Origin of the sequence: Enterococcus silesiacus, from assembly GCF_001886225.1 — a bacterium.
Taxonomy (GTDB): domain Bacteria; phylum Bacillota; class Bacilli; order Lactobacillales; family Enterococcaceae; genus Enterococcus_L; species Enterococcus_L silesiacus.
The window spans coordinates 23,867-40,036 of sequence record NZ_JXLC01000016.1 but is presented as its reverse complement, the minus strand read 5'-3'; the positions used below and the strand labels follow the sequence as shown (position 1 = coordinate 40,036).

Annotated in this window: 14 protein-coding genes; 9 read left to right on the top strand and 5 right to left on the bottom strand. The window is 36.7% G+C overall.

Going from position 1 to position 16,170, the window contains the following annotated elements; genetic code table 11:
* The 4 genes from RV15_RS11475 to RV15_RS18955 all read left to right on the top strand — a co-directional run bounded on the left by RV15_RS11475 (window position 1) and on the right by RV15_RS18955 (window position 3,840).
* On the top strand, window positions 1–552 hold the full coding sequence (locus RV15_RS11475) for a glucose-6-phosphate isomerase family protein (RefSeq protein WP_167364096.1): 552 nt from the start codon (window positions 1–3) through the stop codon (window positions 550–552).
* Complete coding sequence (locus RV15_RS11470; protein ID WP_071878185.1) at window positions 527–2,269, top strand: class I mannose-6-phosphate isomerase; 1,743 nt, start codon at window positions 527–529, stop codon at window positions 2,267–2,269. The genes RV15_RS11475 and RV15_RS11470 overlap by 26 nt, the downstream gene beginning before the upstream one ends.
* Before the next feature lie 178 nt (window positions 2,270–2,447).
* Window positions 2,448–3,431: an aldo/keto reductase gene (locus RV15_RS11465; protein WP_071878184.1), complete on the top strand. Its 984-nt coding sequence runs from the start codon at window positions 2,448–2,450 to the stop codon at window positions 3,429–3,431.
* Window positions 3,432–3,516: 85 nt separating this feature from the next.
* Window positions 3,517–3,840 carry a hypothetical protein gene (locus tag RV15_RS18955; protein WP_071878183.1) on the top strand — a complete coding sequence of 108 codons (324 nt, stop codon included), beginning with the start codon at window positions 3,517–3,519 and terminating at the stop codon, window positions 3,838–3,840.
* Window positions 3,841–4,160: 320 nt separating this feature from the next.
* Here RV15_RS18955 and RV15_RS11455 read toward each other — a convergent pair whose 3' ends face one another.
* Complete coding sequence (locus RV15_RS11455; RefSeq protein ID WP_071878182.1) at window positions 4,161–4,799, bottom strand: DUF998 domain-containing protein; 639 nt, start codon at window positions 4,797–4,799, stop codon at window positions 4,161–4,163.
* A gap of 112 nt (window positions 4,800–4,911) precedes the next feature.
* A complete protein-coding gene (locus RV15_RS11450) occupies window positions 4,912–5,745 on the bottom strand; it encodes a helix-turn-helix transcriptional regulator (RefSeq protein WP_071878181.1) in 834 nt (277 codons plus the stop codon).
* A 115-nt stretch (window positions 5,746–5,860) separates the two neighbouring features.
* Here RV15_RS11450 and RV15_RS11445 point away from each other — a divergent pair, with 115 nt between their 5' ends.
* Complete coding sequence (locus RV15_RS11445; RefSeq protein WP_071878180.1) at window positions 5,861–6,844, top strand: aldo/keto reductase; 984 nt, start codon at window positions 5,861–5,863, stop codon at window positions 6,842–6,844.
* 217 nt (window positions 6,845–7,061) lie between these two features.
* Window positions 7,062–8,510: a DEAD/DEAH box helicase gene (locus RV15_RS11440; RefSeq protein WP_071878179.1), complete on the top strand. Its 1,449-nt coding sequence runs from the start codon at window positions 7,062–7,064 to the stop codon at window positions 8,508–8,510.
* A gap of 66 nt (window positions 8,511–8,576) precedes the next feature.
* On the opposite strand, the gene RV15_RS11435 is transcribed toward RV15_RS11440, so the two are convergent.
* Window positions 8,577–9,413 (bottom strand): oxidoreductase, encoded by an 837-nt coding sequence (locus tag RV15_RS11435; protein WP_071878178.1) that lies wholly within the window; start codon window positions 9,411–9,413, stop codon window positions 8,577–8,579.
* A 107-nt stretch (window positions 9,414–9,520) separates the two neighbouring features.
* Here RV15_RS11435 and RV15_RS11430 point away from each other — a divergent pair, with 107 nt between their 5' ends.
* Together RV15_RS11430 and RV15_RS11425 are read left to right on the top strand one after the other, a co-directional pair.
* Window positions 9,521–9,925 (top strand): MerR family transcriptional regulator, encoded by a 405-nt coding sequence (locus RV15_RS11430; RefSeq protein ID WP_071878177.1) that lies wholly within the window; start codon window positions 9,521–9,523, stop codon window positions 9,923–9,925.
* A gap of 169 nt (window positions 9,926–10,094) precedes the next feature.
* Window positions 10,095–11,906, top strand: coding sequence for a penicillin-binding transpeptidase domain-containing protein (locus RV15_RS11425; RefSeq protein ID WP_071878176.1), 1,812 nt, complete (start codon window positions 10,095–10,097; stop codon window positions 11,904–11,906).
* A 155-nt stretch (window positions 11,907–12,061) separates the two neighbouring features.
* On the opposite strand, the gene efbA is transcribed toward RV15_RS11425, so the two are convergent.
* Window positions 12,062–13,774, bottom strand: coding sequence for a fibronectin-binding protein EfbA (gene efbA / locus RV15_RS11420; RefSeq protein ID WP_071878175.1), 1,713 nt, complete (start codon window positions 13,772–13,774; stop codon window positions 12,062–12,064).
* 259 nt (window positions 13,775–14,033) lie between these two features.
* Here efbA and RV15_RS11415 point away from each other — a divergent pair, with 259 nt between their 5' ends.
* Window positions 14,034–14,978 carry a DUF7916 family protein gene (locus RV15_RS11415; RefSeq protein ID WP_071878174.1) on the top strand — a complete coding sequence of 315 codons (945 nt, stop codon included), beginning with the start codon at window positions 14,034–14,036 and terminating at the stop codon, window positions 14,976–14,978.
* Window positions 14,979–15,028: 50 nt separating this feature from the next.
* Here RV15_RS11415 and RV15_RS11410 read toward each other — a convergent pair whose 3' ends face one another.
* Entirely contained in the window at window positions 15,029–16,150 is a 1,122-nt protein-coding gene (locus tag RV15_RS11410; protein ID WP_071878173.1) for a 5-methyltetrahydropteroyltriglutamate--homocysteine S-methyltransferase, read from the bottom strand.
* Between the last annotated feature and the right edge of the window lie 20 nt (window positions 16,151–16,170).

The window sequence follows — 16,170 nt, the reverse complement described above, 5'->3', positions numbered from 1 at the left end:
ATGAGAGAAAAAATAATTCATTTTAACCCAATCATACCTAAACTTGAAGGAGTGGCAGTTAAATCTAGTCAAACTAGACTTGAAAGTTATGTTGATCATTATCTGCATGGGAACCAAGAACCTGACCTGACTAAAATTATTTATGAGGTTGAGTATCATGATAATGGCTTAGTTGAAGGGTGCAAGGGTGGTCTATTTTTAGGAATATCTCATGTAATGCCTGGAACCGTAGGAAATGAATTTTATATGACAAAAGGACATATTCATCGGGAAAAAGATACGGGTGAATATTATTGGGGAATGAAAGGAAAAGGCCTGTTGTTAATCGTTTTTAAAGATAACACCTATAAACTTGAAGACGTCACAGAAGGCTCTATCCATTATATTCCAGGAAACACAAGTCATCGTTTGATTAATACAGGTACTGAAAAACTATCCGTTGGTGCGTGTTGGTTAAGTGAATCTGGACACGATTACGTTAACTGCCATTTTCCGGTTAGAGTATTTAAAAAAGGAGAGAAAACAATTGAAGTCAGCCATTGTACGACCTGAGATAAAGATTCAACATCCAGCAAACGTAAGTACATCTTATGAAGAGATTGTTAGAACCTTATTAGCACAAAAGGGGAAAGATGAAGCCTATACGATCGCAATAGAATGTTACCCAGTTACAAATGAGACCCTTATTTTAGAAGAAATCATTACCCCGTTAAACCCTGAGTTGATTATTAGTAGTAAGGAACTATTTATCAATTCAACTGAATTAAATGAAAAAATCAAAGACATTTTAACGGATGATCGAATCTTTGGATTGATGAGTCATCACGTTTTTGAGGATTTTATTGACGAAAAACAGTTCAAATTAGTATCTGATGAGTTAAATGAAAAGCGAAGCCAAGGTAAATTCTCCATTATTTACGGTGTAGGTGCTTCATTGGTTGAGAATATTGATCTAATCATTTATGTGGATTTAGCCCGTTGGGAAATCCAAAAACGCTATCGTTCAGGTGAATATAGTAACTGGCAAGGAGCGAATACAGGGGAAGATTCGTTGAGAATGATCAAGCGTGGTTACTTTTTTGAGTGGCCGCTTGCCGACCGTTACAAACGGAAAATCGCAAATAACATTGACTATCTATTGGACATTCATGATGAAGCAAACCCTAAATTAATCAAGTATAGTGATTATATAGGTGGTCTAAAAGAAGTAGTCGCGCAGCCATTTTCATTAGTCCCGTTTTTTGATCCAGGAATTTGGGGTGGCACTTGGATGCAAAAAACATTTGATGTTGGTCGAAAAGAAAAGAATTTGGCTTGGAGTTTTAATGGAGTGCCTGAGGAAAATAGTTTGCTTTTGAATTTCTCTGGAACAAGAATTGAAATACCAGCTAATAATTTGATCTTTAACTTTGGTGAAGAATTGTTAGGCACTCGAACTTTCGGTCGTTTTGGGCATGAGTTTCCGATCCGTTTTAATTTTTTAGATACGATGGATGGTCAAAATTTGAGTTTACAAGTTCATCCAAAAGTTGATTATGCACAAGAAAAATTTGGTGTTAATTATACTCAAGATGAAAGTTATTATGTGTTAGAGGCCAAAAATGATGCAGTTGTTTATCTAGGTGTAAATAATGGTGTTGAGAAAGATGCCTTGATCAGTGCGCTGAAAGAAGCAGAAAAAGGGGACGTTAGTTTCGATGATCAAAAATATATCTATCGTTATCAAATGAAAAAGCACGATCATTACTCGATTCCTTCAGGTACGATTCATTCTAGTGGGAAAGACTCTGTTATTTTAGAAATTAGTGCAACGCCAAATCGCTTTACGTTTAAATTATGGGATTGGGATCGTGTGGATTTTGATGGACTACCTAGACCCGTCAATATTGATCATGGAGAAGCGAATATTGATATCTACAAAGACCAGCAATGGGTTGAAAAAGAACTAATTAATCCTTTTAGCACAATCGCAAAGGGTGAAGGGTGGCTGGAAGAAAAAACGGGTCTTCATGAAACAGAATTTATCGAAACAAGACGTCATACATTTAATCGAAAAGTACGTCATGAAAATCACGGAAGTGTCAATGTATTAAATTTAGTTGAAGGAAAAGAAGCATTAGTGACCAGCCCGACAGGAGAATTTGACCCTTATCGAATTCAATACGCACAAACTTTTATTATCCCAGCCACAATTGAATCGTATGATATTGAGCCTTATGGCGTAAGCCTAGGCGAAACAATTAAAACGATGAAGGCTTTTGTTCGCTAGGCTCAATATGAGTTGATAAAAACAAGGCAAAACGTTAAAATTTGTCTTGTTTTTTTATTTTGTCTCCATTTTTAGAACCGATTCTACTTGACTTATAGTGGACTCTAACAAGTAAAATCAATTATATAGAATAAAATTTGATTTAAAAATGAATGATTTTGAAAGGATGGGATACAAGATGAAACAAAGACAACTTGGTAAAAATGGCATAAAGACGTCAACAATTGGTTTTGGCTGTATGGGGTTAAATTATCATCGCGGACCTGCACAAGATAAAAATAAAATGATCGAAGTCGTTCATGCAGCTGTTGATGCAGGAATCAAAATGTTTGATACGGCTGAAGTATATGGTCCGTATACTAATGAAGAATTGGTTGGAGAAGCCTTAGCTGGAAAAAGAAAACAGGTACAAATCGCAACAAAAGGAGGATTTAAAATAGATGGTTTAAACAATCAACCTGATAGTAGTCCACGATCGATCATTTCCTCCGTAGAAGGTTCGCTAAAACGTTTAAAAACAGATTATATCGATTTATATTATATCCATCGCATCGATCCTAATACTCCGATTGAAGAAGTTGCACTTACGATTCAAAAACTTAAGCAAGAAGGTAAAATTTTACATTGGGGTCTTTCAGAAGCTAGTGCTGACACAATTCGAAAAGCTCATAGAGTTGAATCTTTAACGGCTGTAGAAAGTGAATATTCTATTTGGTGGCGTGAACCTGAAAAACAAATTTTTCCAGTTTTAGATGAACTGGGTATCGGCTTTGTTTCTTATAGTCCTCTTGGTAGAGGGTATCTTACTGGTAAGTTAGATCAGAATACTACTTTTGATCAAAATGACAATCGGGGAGAGTTACCGAGATTTACTCAAGAAGCAATGAAGGCGAATCAAGTTTTGCTTGATTTTATGCAGAAAGTTGCAGAGAGCAAGAGTGTTACAACCGCACAAATTGCGATTGCATGGATACTTGATCAAAAACCTTGGATCGTTCCGATTCCAGGTACAACTAAAAAGGAACGTATTTTAGAGAATATCAAAGCGTTGGATGTAAAGTTTACGTCAGAGGAAAAGGCGATTATTGCAAAAGCTTTACAAGAAATTAAAATTGTAGGAGATCGATACCCAGAATCAGAGAAACTGCGCACTGGACGTTAACAGAATCCTAAAAGTCTTAAAAAAAGAGCTAGAAAAAATAGAATAATGAAAAGACTTTTAATATCAAACGCTGAAATTTTGAATCGTGTTAAAAGTCTTTTCGTGTAAACTCAAAGGTATGATTGTTTCCGATATTGCTTTTACGGAAAATATTGTGCTCCCTTGTGAAATTTGTCATGGCACGCGTTATGATCCTGGGATTTTACAATACACTTATAAAGGCAAAACAATTGTGGATGTTTTAGCAATGACTGTTAATGAGAGTTGTCAATTTTTTGCTGATCAGTTTGTCAAAAAAATTATCAACTTTGATAGAAGTAGGCTTAGGCTATCTGCGTTTGAATCAATCGTTAACAACACTTTCCGGGGGCGAACTGTAGCGCTTGAAATTAGCGAACCAGCTTCTTAAGAAGGGGACGATTTATTTGTTGGATGAACCGACCGATGGCTTACATTTAGTGGATATTGATCAATTGTTGCAACAGTTTAATCAAATGATAGATGAAGGAAGTAATCTAATTTTTTTATACATCATCTAAGTATGATCAAACAAGCGGATTGGGAAACAGAAGGTGGTAATAAAGGTCGCAAATTAATGTTTAGCGGTACACCAAAAGAATTAGCAACTTCAAATGACTTGATTACCAAACCTTATTTATAATTTTGCGTAGAAACTGAGCGTGAAACAAAAGTGATGTTTACTTTTGTTTCACTCCCAGTTTCTTGTTGCTATTTTCTGAAATCTAAATTCCCACAAGCTACAAAGAAAAATGGCAGATAAAGAAATAATAAATTGGCTCGTTGCCAAAGTCCACGATAAGGAATCTGAAGCTCTCTCACAATAGGAATTTTTGGTTCCGCAAATAGAAACATAAAACAAGCTGAAAGGATAAAAACAATGAAAAGTCCACGAATAGCCAACTGATTTTCTTCCAAAATGTAGAGCTTGATTAAAAGAAAGATCGCAATAAGTAGCGCTACAAAACCAGCACCTGATGCATAATCATGGATCATAGCTTCAATATCAATAGTTGTTACACTAGGTGAGCGGTCAAATATCCCAGTAACAAGGCAATCGCCTATCGCAAAAGTAGATATCATAACACTAAGCCAGATAGCTAATGACTTGGAGGTTCTTTTGAATCGTTCATAAAAACTTGGAACAGCCAAAAGAAATAGACTACCATCAACTAACTGCCACATTTTAAAAACCATTTTTGTTGGGCTACCATCTTCACCAAAATCACTGATTAGCATCGTGATTGGATTATAATGAGGATAAAAAGCAATCAAAACAAAAGGTACAATAAGCTCACTTAAAATAACTAAAATCATAATAAAAAAACCATATCTCTTTAGAATTGTCATTAAAAAACCTTCTTTATATTTCATCGTTAATTTTATTGTAATATAATTTTAGCTTTTAAAGCAGATTTTAGCTAAGATTTTGACTTTATCTTTTTCTAGGGACAGGCTCGTTTTAACTAATAAAATGTGTAATCTTTTTTTCTGTAGTACTGTCTTTTTTAGGTAAGTTAACATACATTTTGAGATTGTCTTTGTCAGAAAGGGGATAACTAGTATGTTCAAAGATCAATTCACCTAACTGGGGATGAACAATTGTTTTAGTCAATTCATGTTCGGATGCAATGTTGTGATCTGACCACCAAGTATTAAATTCAGGACTGAGTATACTTAATTGCTCTATCAACGATAGAAATTGCTCATCATTGATTGTTTGAATAAAAGAACGCCGGAAATTTGCCAACGTTATTTTTGCTTTCATTTCCCAAGTCGGTTGTTGGTATAGTTTTTTGAAATCAGAATTTAAAAAGAGTAATTTAAGCAAGTTACAGTCACATGGCTCTAGTTGCTCAAAATCATAAAAGAGCGAACAGGAGATACTATTCCAAGCAATAATATTCCAATAAATATCAAGTACTATCGCAGGAGCGGTCACAAAACTATCTAAAACATGCTGAACCATGTGAGACACTTTTTCAAGAGGAATGTTTTCATACAGTCCTGAACTAAACCCAGCAAGATTTAGGCTATAAATTGTTTCATCCGCGTTTAAGTGTAATGTCTTAGCGACACTTAGTAGTACTTGGGATGAAACCTGTATTTCCTTTCCTTGTTCGAGCCGTGTATACCAACTAATACTAACATTGGAAAGCCAAGCAACTTCCTCTCTCCTTAGCCCAGAAGCTCGGCGGCGCTTGCTATCAGGTATGCCAACTTGAACGGGTGAAATCATCTGTCTGCGACTTTTCAAAAAATGACCAAGTTCCTTGTTTTTAGTGTAATTTTCCATTGAGGCTCACTCTTTTCTATCACAATTTATCCTAGGATAAACGGACGGCTATTTTCTGGATTTAGATTAGTATATGCTTCTATTGTACGTAAATCAATTGAGGGAGTGTTAAACAATGCAAAAAAGAAAGATCGGAAATGATTTCATGGGCGAGATAGGATTAGGTTGTATGGGAATGACACATGCTTATGGTCCGTCGGATGAAAACGAAAATTTAAATGTATTGGCAAAAGCGCTTGAAATCGGCTGTAATTTTTGGGATACTGCAGACTTTTATAGTGCTGGAAAAAATGAAGAATTACTAGCAAAAGCCTTGAAGAACAATCGGAAACATGTTTTCTTGGCAACGAAAGTTGGAAACGTTTATGATCAAGTGTTATCCACGGATTCAAGCGGGCAAAAGCGGCTTGATGGATCACCTGAATATATAAAAAATAGTATTGAGCGTAGTTTAAAGCGTCTAAAGACAGATTATGTAGATTTATACTATCTTCATCGAGTAGATCCTTTAGTGCCGATTGAAGAAACAATCTATGCAATGGCAGAACTTGTCAAAGAGGGGAAAGTAAGATATCTCGGACTAAGCGAAGCTTCGGCCAAGACAATCAAAAGAGCTAATAGCATCCATCCGATAACGGCGCTACAGTCAGAATATTCAATTTGGTATCGAGAATTAGAAAAAGAAATTATTCCACTATGTAATGAATTGGCTATCACCTTAGTTCCTTTTGCACCTTTAGGAAGAGGGTATTTAACGGGAACGATTCAACAAACCAATGATTTGTCAGCAGAAGATTGGCGCAACAACTTTCCACGATTTAAAGAGGAAACGTTAATTAAAAACAGAAATATTGTTGACGTGATTACTACAATCGCTAAGGAGCATAAATGTAAGCCCGCCGTTGTTGCCTTAGCATGGCTTTTAACTAAAAATAAGAATTTGATTCCGATTCCTGGAACGAGGCATATCGATTACTTAGTAGAGAATACTTCTGCATCAAAGCTGCGATTGTCTGTCACTGAGATGAACAAACTCTCTGAAATCAAAGTATACGGTGAGCGATTTCCCTCAAATATGGAGCAAACAATCGACAAATAAACGAAGAAAAGATAAAAACGTAGAAAAAAAATTCGTGAAAACTTGCAGTTCAATCAATTTTCATAGATAATAAGCAATTGAGTGATAAATTTAAAAAGAAAGAGCTATTGCACCACTGCTGTTTATCAGGGATGAATTCTCTTTTCCAATTTCTATTTTTATCAAGTAAGTATCAGTGTTAAAAAATTAATCCAATAAATAGAAGAATGAGGGAAATATGGATAAAAGAGATTTTGTTGATAATAGGTTAAGTGACGTAATCATAAAGGCTGTAGCGGATTTAGGGTATGATACACCGACTGCAGTTCAACAGGCAGTTATTCCAGCTGTCTTAGATGGAAAAGATGTTTTAGTTCAGTCTCAGACTGGTAGTGGAAAAACTGCTAGTTTTGGTATCCCACTTTGTGAAAAAGTAGAATGGACTGAAAATAAGCCGCAAGTTCTTGTATTAGAACCTACCAGAGAACTAGCACAACAAGTCCAAGAAGATTTGATTAATATTGGGCGCTATAAACGAATCAAGGCAACTGCAGTGTATGGAAAAGCATCGTATATCAAACAAAAATCAGAATTAAAACAAAAAAGCCACATAGTAGTAGGGACACCAGGGCGAGTACTGGATCATGTCATCAAAGGGAGTCTTCCTCTTGAAAAAATCAATTGTTTAGTGATTGATGAAGCAGATGAAATGCTAAATATGGGTTTTATCGATCAAGTAAAAGAAATTATCGCAGCTCTACCCAAAAATAAGAATACCTTGTTATTCTCTGCGACGATGCCAAAAGTTATTGAGCAAATGAGTCGCTCGTATTTGCATGAACCAACAGTAATAAAAATCGCAGCTACAGAAAAAACAACGCCAAAAATTCAACATGCTTTTTTAGATGTCACTGAAACTAATAAAATGGCTGCTTTAGAAGCGGTGACGATTGTTGAAAATCCGGACACTTGCATTATTTTTGGGAATACACAAGAAAAAGTCAATGATACGTATGATTTCTTGGTTGAAGCAGGTTATCCTGTTGGCAAATTGCATGGTGGGATGATGCAAGAAGATCGTTTTGAAGTAATGGACGCTTTTAGAAAAGGAAAGTTTCGCTATCTTGTAGCAACAGACGTAGCAGCTCGTGGTATCGATATTGAAAATATCACGCACGTCATCAATTTAGATGTTCCGTTTGAAAAAGAAAGCTACATCCATCGTGTAGGTCGAACAGGTCGAGCTGGAAAAGAAGGGTTTGCTCTAACATTTGTCACACCGAAAGAAGAAACGCTAAAAAAAGAAATCGAACATTTTGCCGATCTGAGCATGACGCGAATCACATTGCCAAATGCCAAACTAGTTGCGAGAAGTAAGTCAGCATTTGAGGCAAAAATAACAACAAGACAAAAACCAAAACACCAAAAAGCTAAACGATTAAATGAAGAAATCACAAAAGTTTACTTCAATGGCGGTAAGAAAAAGAAATTACGAGCGCTTGATTTTGTTGGAACTATTTCCAAAATCGACGGTGTCGCTTCAGAGGACATCGGGATCATCACCATACAAGAGAACGTGACCTATATCGATATTTTAAATGGAAAAGGTCAACTTGTCATTCAAGCAATGAAAGAACGAACGATCAAAGGCAAGCAATTGAAAGTTCATGTTGCTAGAAAAAAATAATCTAAAAAAGTACGTAACTCAGAGGCTAACTGAGTTACGTACTTTTTTACACTGAAGCAACTTCTTTCAATAATCGGTTGTTAGTGTCAACTCTTTCCATGTTTCAATCGCTATTTGGGCGGCGTTATTTTTTTCGGTTGCATGCTTATACGCATCGCTTCCTAATAATAGTCGCAAGGGTGGCGCCATCGAACTTTCAGTCATTTTTATCATTGCTTCCGCTGCCAAGGTTGGATTCCCTGGTTGGTGTCCGCTCAACTGACGAAGACCGCGAATATTTTTTCCAGCAGTTTCGTCATAATCAGCAATCTTCCTTTTATTTTCTTTGGCAGAGCGACCAGCAAAATCAGTGGTAAAATCACCAGGTTCGATTAACGTAACATTTATCCCAAGAGGTCCTACCTCTTGATAAAGTGCTTCTGAGTAGCCTTCAAGTGCGAATTTGCTGGCATGATAATAGCCAAATCCAGGGAAAGCGACAAGACCACCAACGGATGAGATGTTTAAGATATGACCTGCCTGCGCATTCCTCATTATAGGTAAAATTTCATTCGTTACGTTGGCTAAGCCAAAGAAGTTAACGTCAAACAATTTCCAAACCTCCTGCTCATCGGCTTCTTCAATTGAAGAAAAATAGCCGATCCCTGCATTGTTTACAAGAATATCGATTTGACCAAAATACTCAATCGTACGCTTCACAGCATGCTCGACTTGTCCTTTATCGGTAACATCCAAAGGTAAAACCAATACATCAGTTTCATTTGTTAAATAACGTTCAATATCTTGGGGATTTCGTGCCGTAGCAACTACTCGATAATGATGCTCTAATAAATTTAACGTAAGTGCCTTTCCAAAGCCTGTTGAGGCTCCTGTTATAAACCAAACCTTTTCACTGTTTGACATTTTTTTCCTCCTAATACTTTTGTCATAGGGCAACGTTTAAAGTTGCGTTATCATGGTACAATGAAACTATAAACCTTGAGAGTAACTCTCAGTCAAACAGAAAGAAGATGAAAAAGTTGTATACAGTCCACGAAGTAGCACTAAAAATGGATATTTCGCCTCATACGTTACGCTTTTACGAAAATCAAGGACTATTTCCTCATGTAAGTAGAAACCAGTACAATGTCCGCCAATTTTCAATTGAAGACTTAGACTGGGTACAAATCGTGCAAACATTAAGGACAACAGGAATGAGCTTGGCCGAGGTAAAACGATACATAGATCTTTGTGAACTTGGAAATACAACGATCAATGAACGTTCACGTCTAATTACTGAGCAACGAGAAAATGCAGAAAAAGAATTAATCAAGCTCAAGAAAAAAATTCAAATCTTAGAAGAAAAAGAACAGTATTATGAAGAATTAGTTTTAGAAGCAGGGATCGATCACAGAAATCCCAAGATAAATCATTAAATGTATTTTTATTGTTACAATACTCTAATTTTTGTTTAAGAAACAAATCAAGAGTCAAAAATCAACAGGTGGAAGAGGTAGAATGAAGAAGCGAAAGTAGTAAAAATTCTGCTTATAAATAGTTATTTCAAGAGTGACACATTAAAATACAATTTGGAGATACATTAGAATGAAAAAATTTAAAGAGATCATTAATAGTCGTAATCTTACAACAACTAAAAACCGAAAACGAGTGGGCATTATTGTCTTATTTTTGACCATTCTGATTTTCTTATTGTTTACAATTCGCCTTTCTTCCATATTGATCACTGGTAAAGTTGCTGGTACTTCTTTGTCTGAAAAATCGAAAGAGCTTTATGAGGTGCATGAGACCTTAGAGGCAAAACGAGGATCGATTTTTGATAAAAATGGCAATATATTAGTTGAAGATTCGAGTGCATTTTCACTCTATGCGATTTTAGATAAAAACTACACTGCTTTAGATGGTAAGAAATTATACGTACAAGAAAAAGACTGGGCAGCGATTGCTGAGATTTTTAAGAAATATGTCAAAATAGATGAAAATATCACATTAAAGCAATTAAAGCCAAGTGTAAATGAAGATGGAGAGCTAGTAACCACAGTTGAATTTGGCACGAACGGGAAAAATTTAAACTTTGAAACAAAACGTAGCATTCAAGAAGAATTAGATCAGAAAAAAATTTCAGGGATCTATTTTAGAGAAGAAAAAAAACGAGCGTATCAAGTTGGAAAGTTTGCCTCTTATTTTATTGGTTATACTCAGCAAGATGATAAAGGTAAGGAACAAGGCGTAATGGGCATCGAAGAAGCATACAATGATACACTATCTGGTAAGAATGGTTCTCGTAGCTATGAAAAAAACTCTGCATTGGGTGATGTAAAGCCTGGCAGTGTTAAAGAGCATAAGCGCGTTGATGGCAGTGATGTCTACACCACACTAGATAGCAATTTACAGTTTTATCTAGAAGAATTATTAGATGAGGCTGAGGAAAAATATCGCCCAGAGCATATCACAGCTACCTTGATGGAGGCCAAAACGGGAAATATAGTTGCGACTTCTCAACGCCCAACATTTGCATTGGATACTAAAAAGGGGTTGGGTGAAGCGGACAATAGTTGGCGCAATATTCTTGTAGAAGATGTCTATGAACCAGGATCGACTATGAAAAGTATGACGGTGGCTAGCGCCCTTCAAGAAAATAAGTTTAACGAAAGTGAACAATTTACTTCAGGGAGTATCAAAGTCGATGATACCACAATCAGCGATTGGAATAATGGTGTTGGAGAAGGTAATATGACGTTTAGACAAGGATTAGCTTGGTCAAGTAATGTAGGAATGGTTACACTTCAGGAACAAATGCCAGAATTATGGCAAGAGTATCTTACTAAATTTGGCTTCGGTAAAAGCACCAATATTGGCTTAGCTGGTGAAGCTTCGGGAGAGATCCAAAATAAGACCACGGTGGATAGAGCGATGACGTCTTATGGACAAGGGATTTCTGTCACGCATTTACAAATGCTTCAGGCGTACACTGCGATTGCTAATGGCGGGAAAATGCTGAAACCTACTATCGTTAGTAAAATTATTTCAGCAAATGGAGAAGAAAAGACAATTCAACCAGAAGTTGTAGGAACACCGATTTCTGCGGATACTGCAGGAAAAGTACTCGAATACATGAAAGATGTTACGATTGATCCAAAGTATGGCATGGGAAAAGAGTATGCGATAGAAGGATTAAATGTTTCTGCTAAAACTGGGACAGCTGAATTTTTCGAAAATGGCAGTTATCAAAAACAGGAATACTTACATTCGGTCGTGACGATCACGCCAACGGAAGATCCAAAATATATTTTTTACATGACGCTCAAAAAACCAGCATTAGAAGGCGTTTCAGCAAATACGATTATCTCTGAAGTATCTAATAAACTTGTTCAACGGGCTATGGTAGCCGAAGGATGAACATAAAAAGAGCGTGGGACAAAACTAAAGATCAGTTTTGTTTCGCGCTCTAAATCCGAATAAACGGCGAGAAAAAAGCAGCTCCTTCGGAAATAAGCTGAAATTCACAAAAATTTGAAAAGCAATTTTCGTGAATTCCCTCTTATTTCTCGGAGCTAAACGCTTTTGTCTCGGCCTCTTTTTAAGGTTTCCAATAATTGTTCATCGGGTGTAACATAAATCGTTTTTTGATTTTCATAAATAACGTAGCCAGGTTTTGCCCCATTTGGTTTATGGACATGCTTTACTTGCACGTAATCAACAGGGACTTGTGCGGATAATCGATATTTAGAATAATAAGCTGCAAGATTTGCTGCTTCTCGTAAGGTATTGTCAGATGGATCGGTATCTTTGATAATCACATGAGAACCGGGGATATCTTTTGCATGTAGCCAGATATCTGTTTTTTTCGCTGTTCTAAGAGTGAGTTGGTCATTTTGCAAGTTATTACGCCCGACAAGAATCAAGCTGCCATCGCTAGAATAAAATTCTTCTGGTTTGCTTTTTTTCGGTTGTTTTTGCTTTTTAGGACCTCGCTTTTTGACATATTCTTGTTCAATTAATTCCTCACGAATCATTTCAATATCCATAGGACCAGCAATTTCTAGCTGAGCTAAAACCGATTCTAAGTAGCTGATCTCCTGGTTTGCTTGTTCAATCTGGCCATGAACAACCTTGACTGCATTTTTAAGCTTTTGATACTTCTGGAAATACTTTTGAGCATTTTGATTGGGAGTCAGTGCTGGGTTTAATTTTATTTTTAGCAGCTGATCTTCTTCATAATAATTTGGTAACTCAACAAATTCAGCTCCTTTTGGAACCTGAGTCATAAAAGTAGTGAGCAACTCACCATCACGGCGGTAGTTTTCTGCATGCTCGGTGTCAGCTAAAGTTTGTTGAAGTTTTACAACTTTGCTTTGGTTTCGTTTTAATTCATTTTCGATTTTATGAATCAATTCCCCTCCTTGCTGTTTCACACGGTCTTTTTCGGCTTTTCCACCATAAAAGGCATCTAATAATTGACTGAGTGACTCAAAGTGTTCTTGTTTTCCTTCAAGAGAAGCAAAGGGGAGTGGAGTGAAATATTCTTTTTTCTCTGTAATGGTTAGTGTTGGATTGGTCTTTGCTTCAATTGCAGTCCAAAAAGACTGCCACACCAGCATTTTCTCATTTGGTCGCTCATTTAATTGGAAGGCCAATTCATCAGCAGTATCTTTACCTAGACCTTGAAAGTTCTTTTGTAAATAGCTTCCGTTCAGTTCTATAGCTTTTGAAAGGAGCTCAAAAACCTTTTCATTATTGGCTGAAAAAGGATTTTCTTGCTCTTGTTTTGGTGGGTCAATATATTCAGCACCTGGTAGTAAAGAACGGTAACTGTTTTGAGAACTGCCAATATGTTTGATAGCATCTAAAATTTTACCATTTTCTTTGTTTATTAAAACGATCGTACTATGTCTGCCCATCAATTCAACGATCAGCACAATATTTTGTAAGTCGCCTAATTCATCTCTTTTAGTAAAAGTAAAATGGATTACGCGGTCATTGTTTACTTGATGAATTTGCTCTAAAATTGCTCCTTCAAGAAACTTGCGTAGCATCATCACAAAATTTGGTGGTGTTTCAGGATTAGCATAGGCAATTTCCGTCAGTTGCACTCGGGTATAACTTGGATGAGCTGACAAGAGCAATTTATGATTTTTCCCTTTTGTACGGATAACTAATATGATTTCATTTTCATAAGGCTGGTGAATTTTTGAAATTCGGCCGCTGACTAAGGTTTCAGATAGTTCTGAGACCATTCCATGAGTAAATACGCCATCAAATGACATAAACATCCCTCAATTCTATATACATAATAGTATCATTATAACGGAGTTCTTTTTAATTATAAAGGAACTGGAAAATAAAAGTGCTAGAATGTGAAATTGATTAAGTTAATGACTAAATGACTGCGCTTTCCCATGGTTTTTAGTATAATTAATAGAGTGTTATTTATTGTGTGCTTTAAATAAAGGGAAATAAGCCTGTAGCACAGTGAATATACAGAGGAAGAAACTTGTTTCTATAGAATATATGAGGAGGAATATCATGGTAAAAAGATTAATCAGTGCGAGCTACAGTGAAGTAGCAAAAATGACAGCAGAAGAATTAAAACAGTCGATCAAGGCGAGTGAAGGGCGGACGATTTTGTCCGAAAATGTAGTCGTGGCTTCACCACAAGCAGGAGACATCAGCAATGCAGAAGTGGCTGCCGCTTTTGGAGCGGATTTGATTTTATTGAATGTGTTTGACTGTTTTAATCCAGTGGTACAAGGAATCCCCGGAATGTCCTTAGAAGAAGTTATGACCTATTGGCAGCATCCAGAAAAAAATAACATCAACCCAATTCCTATTTTAAAGAAGCTTGTAGGTCGTCCAATCGGTGTGAATTTAGAACCAGTAGATGAATCTTCAGCAATGTTTAGCGAAAAGCTAACAATCAGTAATGGCCGGACAAGTTCAAAAGAAACGATTCAAAAAGCGGAAAAAATGGGTGTGGATTTTATTTGTTTAACGGGAAATCCTGAGACCGGTGTGACTAATTTGGAAATTGCCAAAGCAGTCAAAGTCGCCAAAGAAAATTTCTCTGGCTTGATCATTGCTGGAAAAATGCACAGTGCTGGCTCCGATGAACCTGTTGTATCAACTGAAGCAGTAGAAGCATATGCCAAAGCGGGCGCGGATATTTTATTATTACCTGCTGTTGGAACCGTTCAGGGTTTTACTGAAGATGATATGAAAGCAGCTGTAGCAATTGCAAAAAAATACGATTTATTAACCATGTCTGCAATTGGCACAAGCCAAGAAAGTGCAAGTAAAGAGACGATTCGCCAAATTGCCTTAACCAATAAAATTTGTGGAGTAGACATTCAGCATATTGGCGATGCAGGTTATGGTGGATTAGCTCCTGTGGAAAATATTTATGAAATGTCTGTTGCGATTCGAGGAATGCGCCATACAATCAATCGAATGGCTCGTTCAGTCAATCGATAAAATTAAAAAATGAGAAATGGCTGCTCGCTAGCCATTTCTCATTTTTTGATTTAAGCATCTTGCCAAACCTCTTTAGCTGTATCAACAACTAGTCGAACTTTGGCCCATTGTTCATCCTCTGTTAAATGATTTCCTTCTTCTGTAGAAGCAAAACCGCATTGAGGAGAAAGGCAAAGATTTTCAAGTGGAATGTACGAGGATGCTTCGTTGATTCGACTTGTTAAATTAGCCGCAGATTCCAGTGCGGCGAATTTAGACGTTACTAAGCCAAGAACGACCTTTTTTGCTGGTCCATTTTTGTAGATTTGGGCTAACGGTTCAAAGCCACCAGAGCGGTCATCGTCATACTCTAAGAAGTAGCCATCAATATTTAATTGTGCTAAATAAGTGGTAACGTGATCGTAGGGTCCTGCAATTGCCCAGTCAGATTTATAATTTCCACGGCAAACATGCATTGTAATCGTTAGATCCTCAGGTAAACCTTCAAGTAACTTATTAACAACGGCTACGCCTGCTTCGCATTGCTGTTGCCAGTGATTGATTTCATCTTGTGTCTTAGCATTTTCAATAAAACCTGTATACATCCCCCAAGAAGTGTCATCTAATTGGAGATAGCGGCAGCCTAACTCATAAAATTTTAGGATGGTTTGATGATAGGCTTTAGCTAAATCATCAATAAAAACAGCTTCATCTGTATAACTTGCATAAGTAAATGTATCACTTTTGCGATTAAAAAGTAGTGTAGGAGAAGGAATTGTCGCTTTTGGAATAGCTCCTTCTGGTGTGTGCTCCTTTAAGAATGTAAAGGCGTCAAAGAATGGGTGTTCTGGGTTAAACGTGACTTTATCTGTTATTTGATAAGATGCGGCTCTCGTTTCTACTTGGTTAAACTGATACCCATGTTCAGGAGTAGTTTGTTCCACACCGTTTAGTCCCCAAAGAAAATCTAAATGCCACCAACTACGGCGAAACTCACCATCCGTTATGGCTTTTAAGCCATTTTCAACTTGCTTGTTGATCAAGTCAATAATTGCAGCATCTTCAACTGCTTTTAATTCAGCAGCCGAAATCGTTTGATTTTGAAAATCTACTCTGGCCTTTTTTAACAAATCCGGTCGTAAAAAGCTGCCTACTTGATCGTAGCGAAATGGAATTTCTTTAATAATAGTCATAATGTTGCCTCCTTTTTATT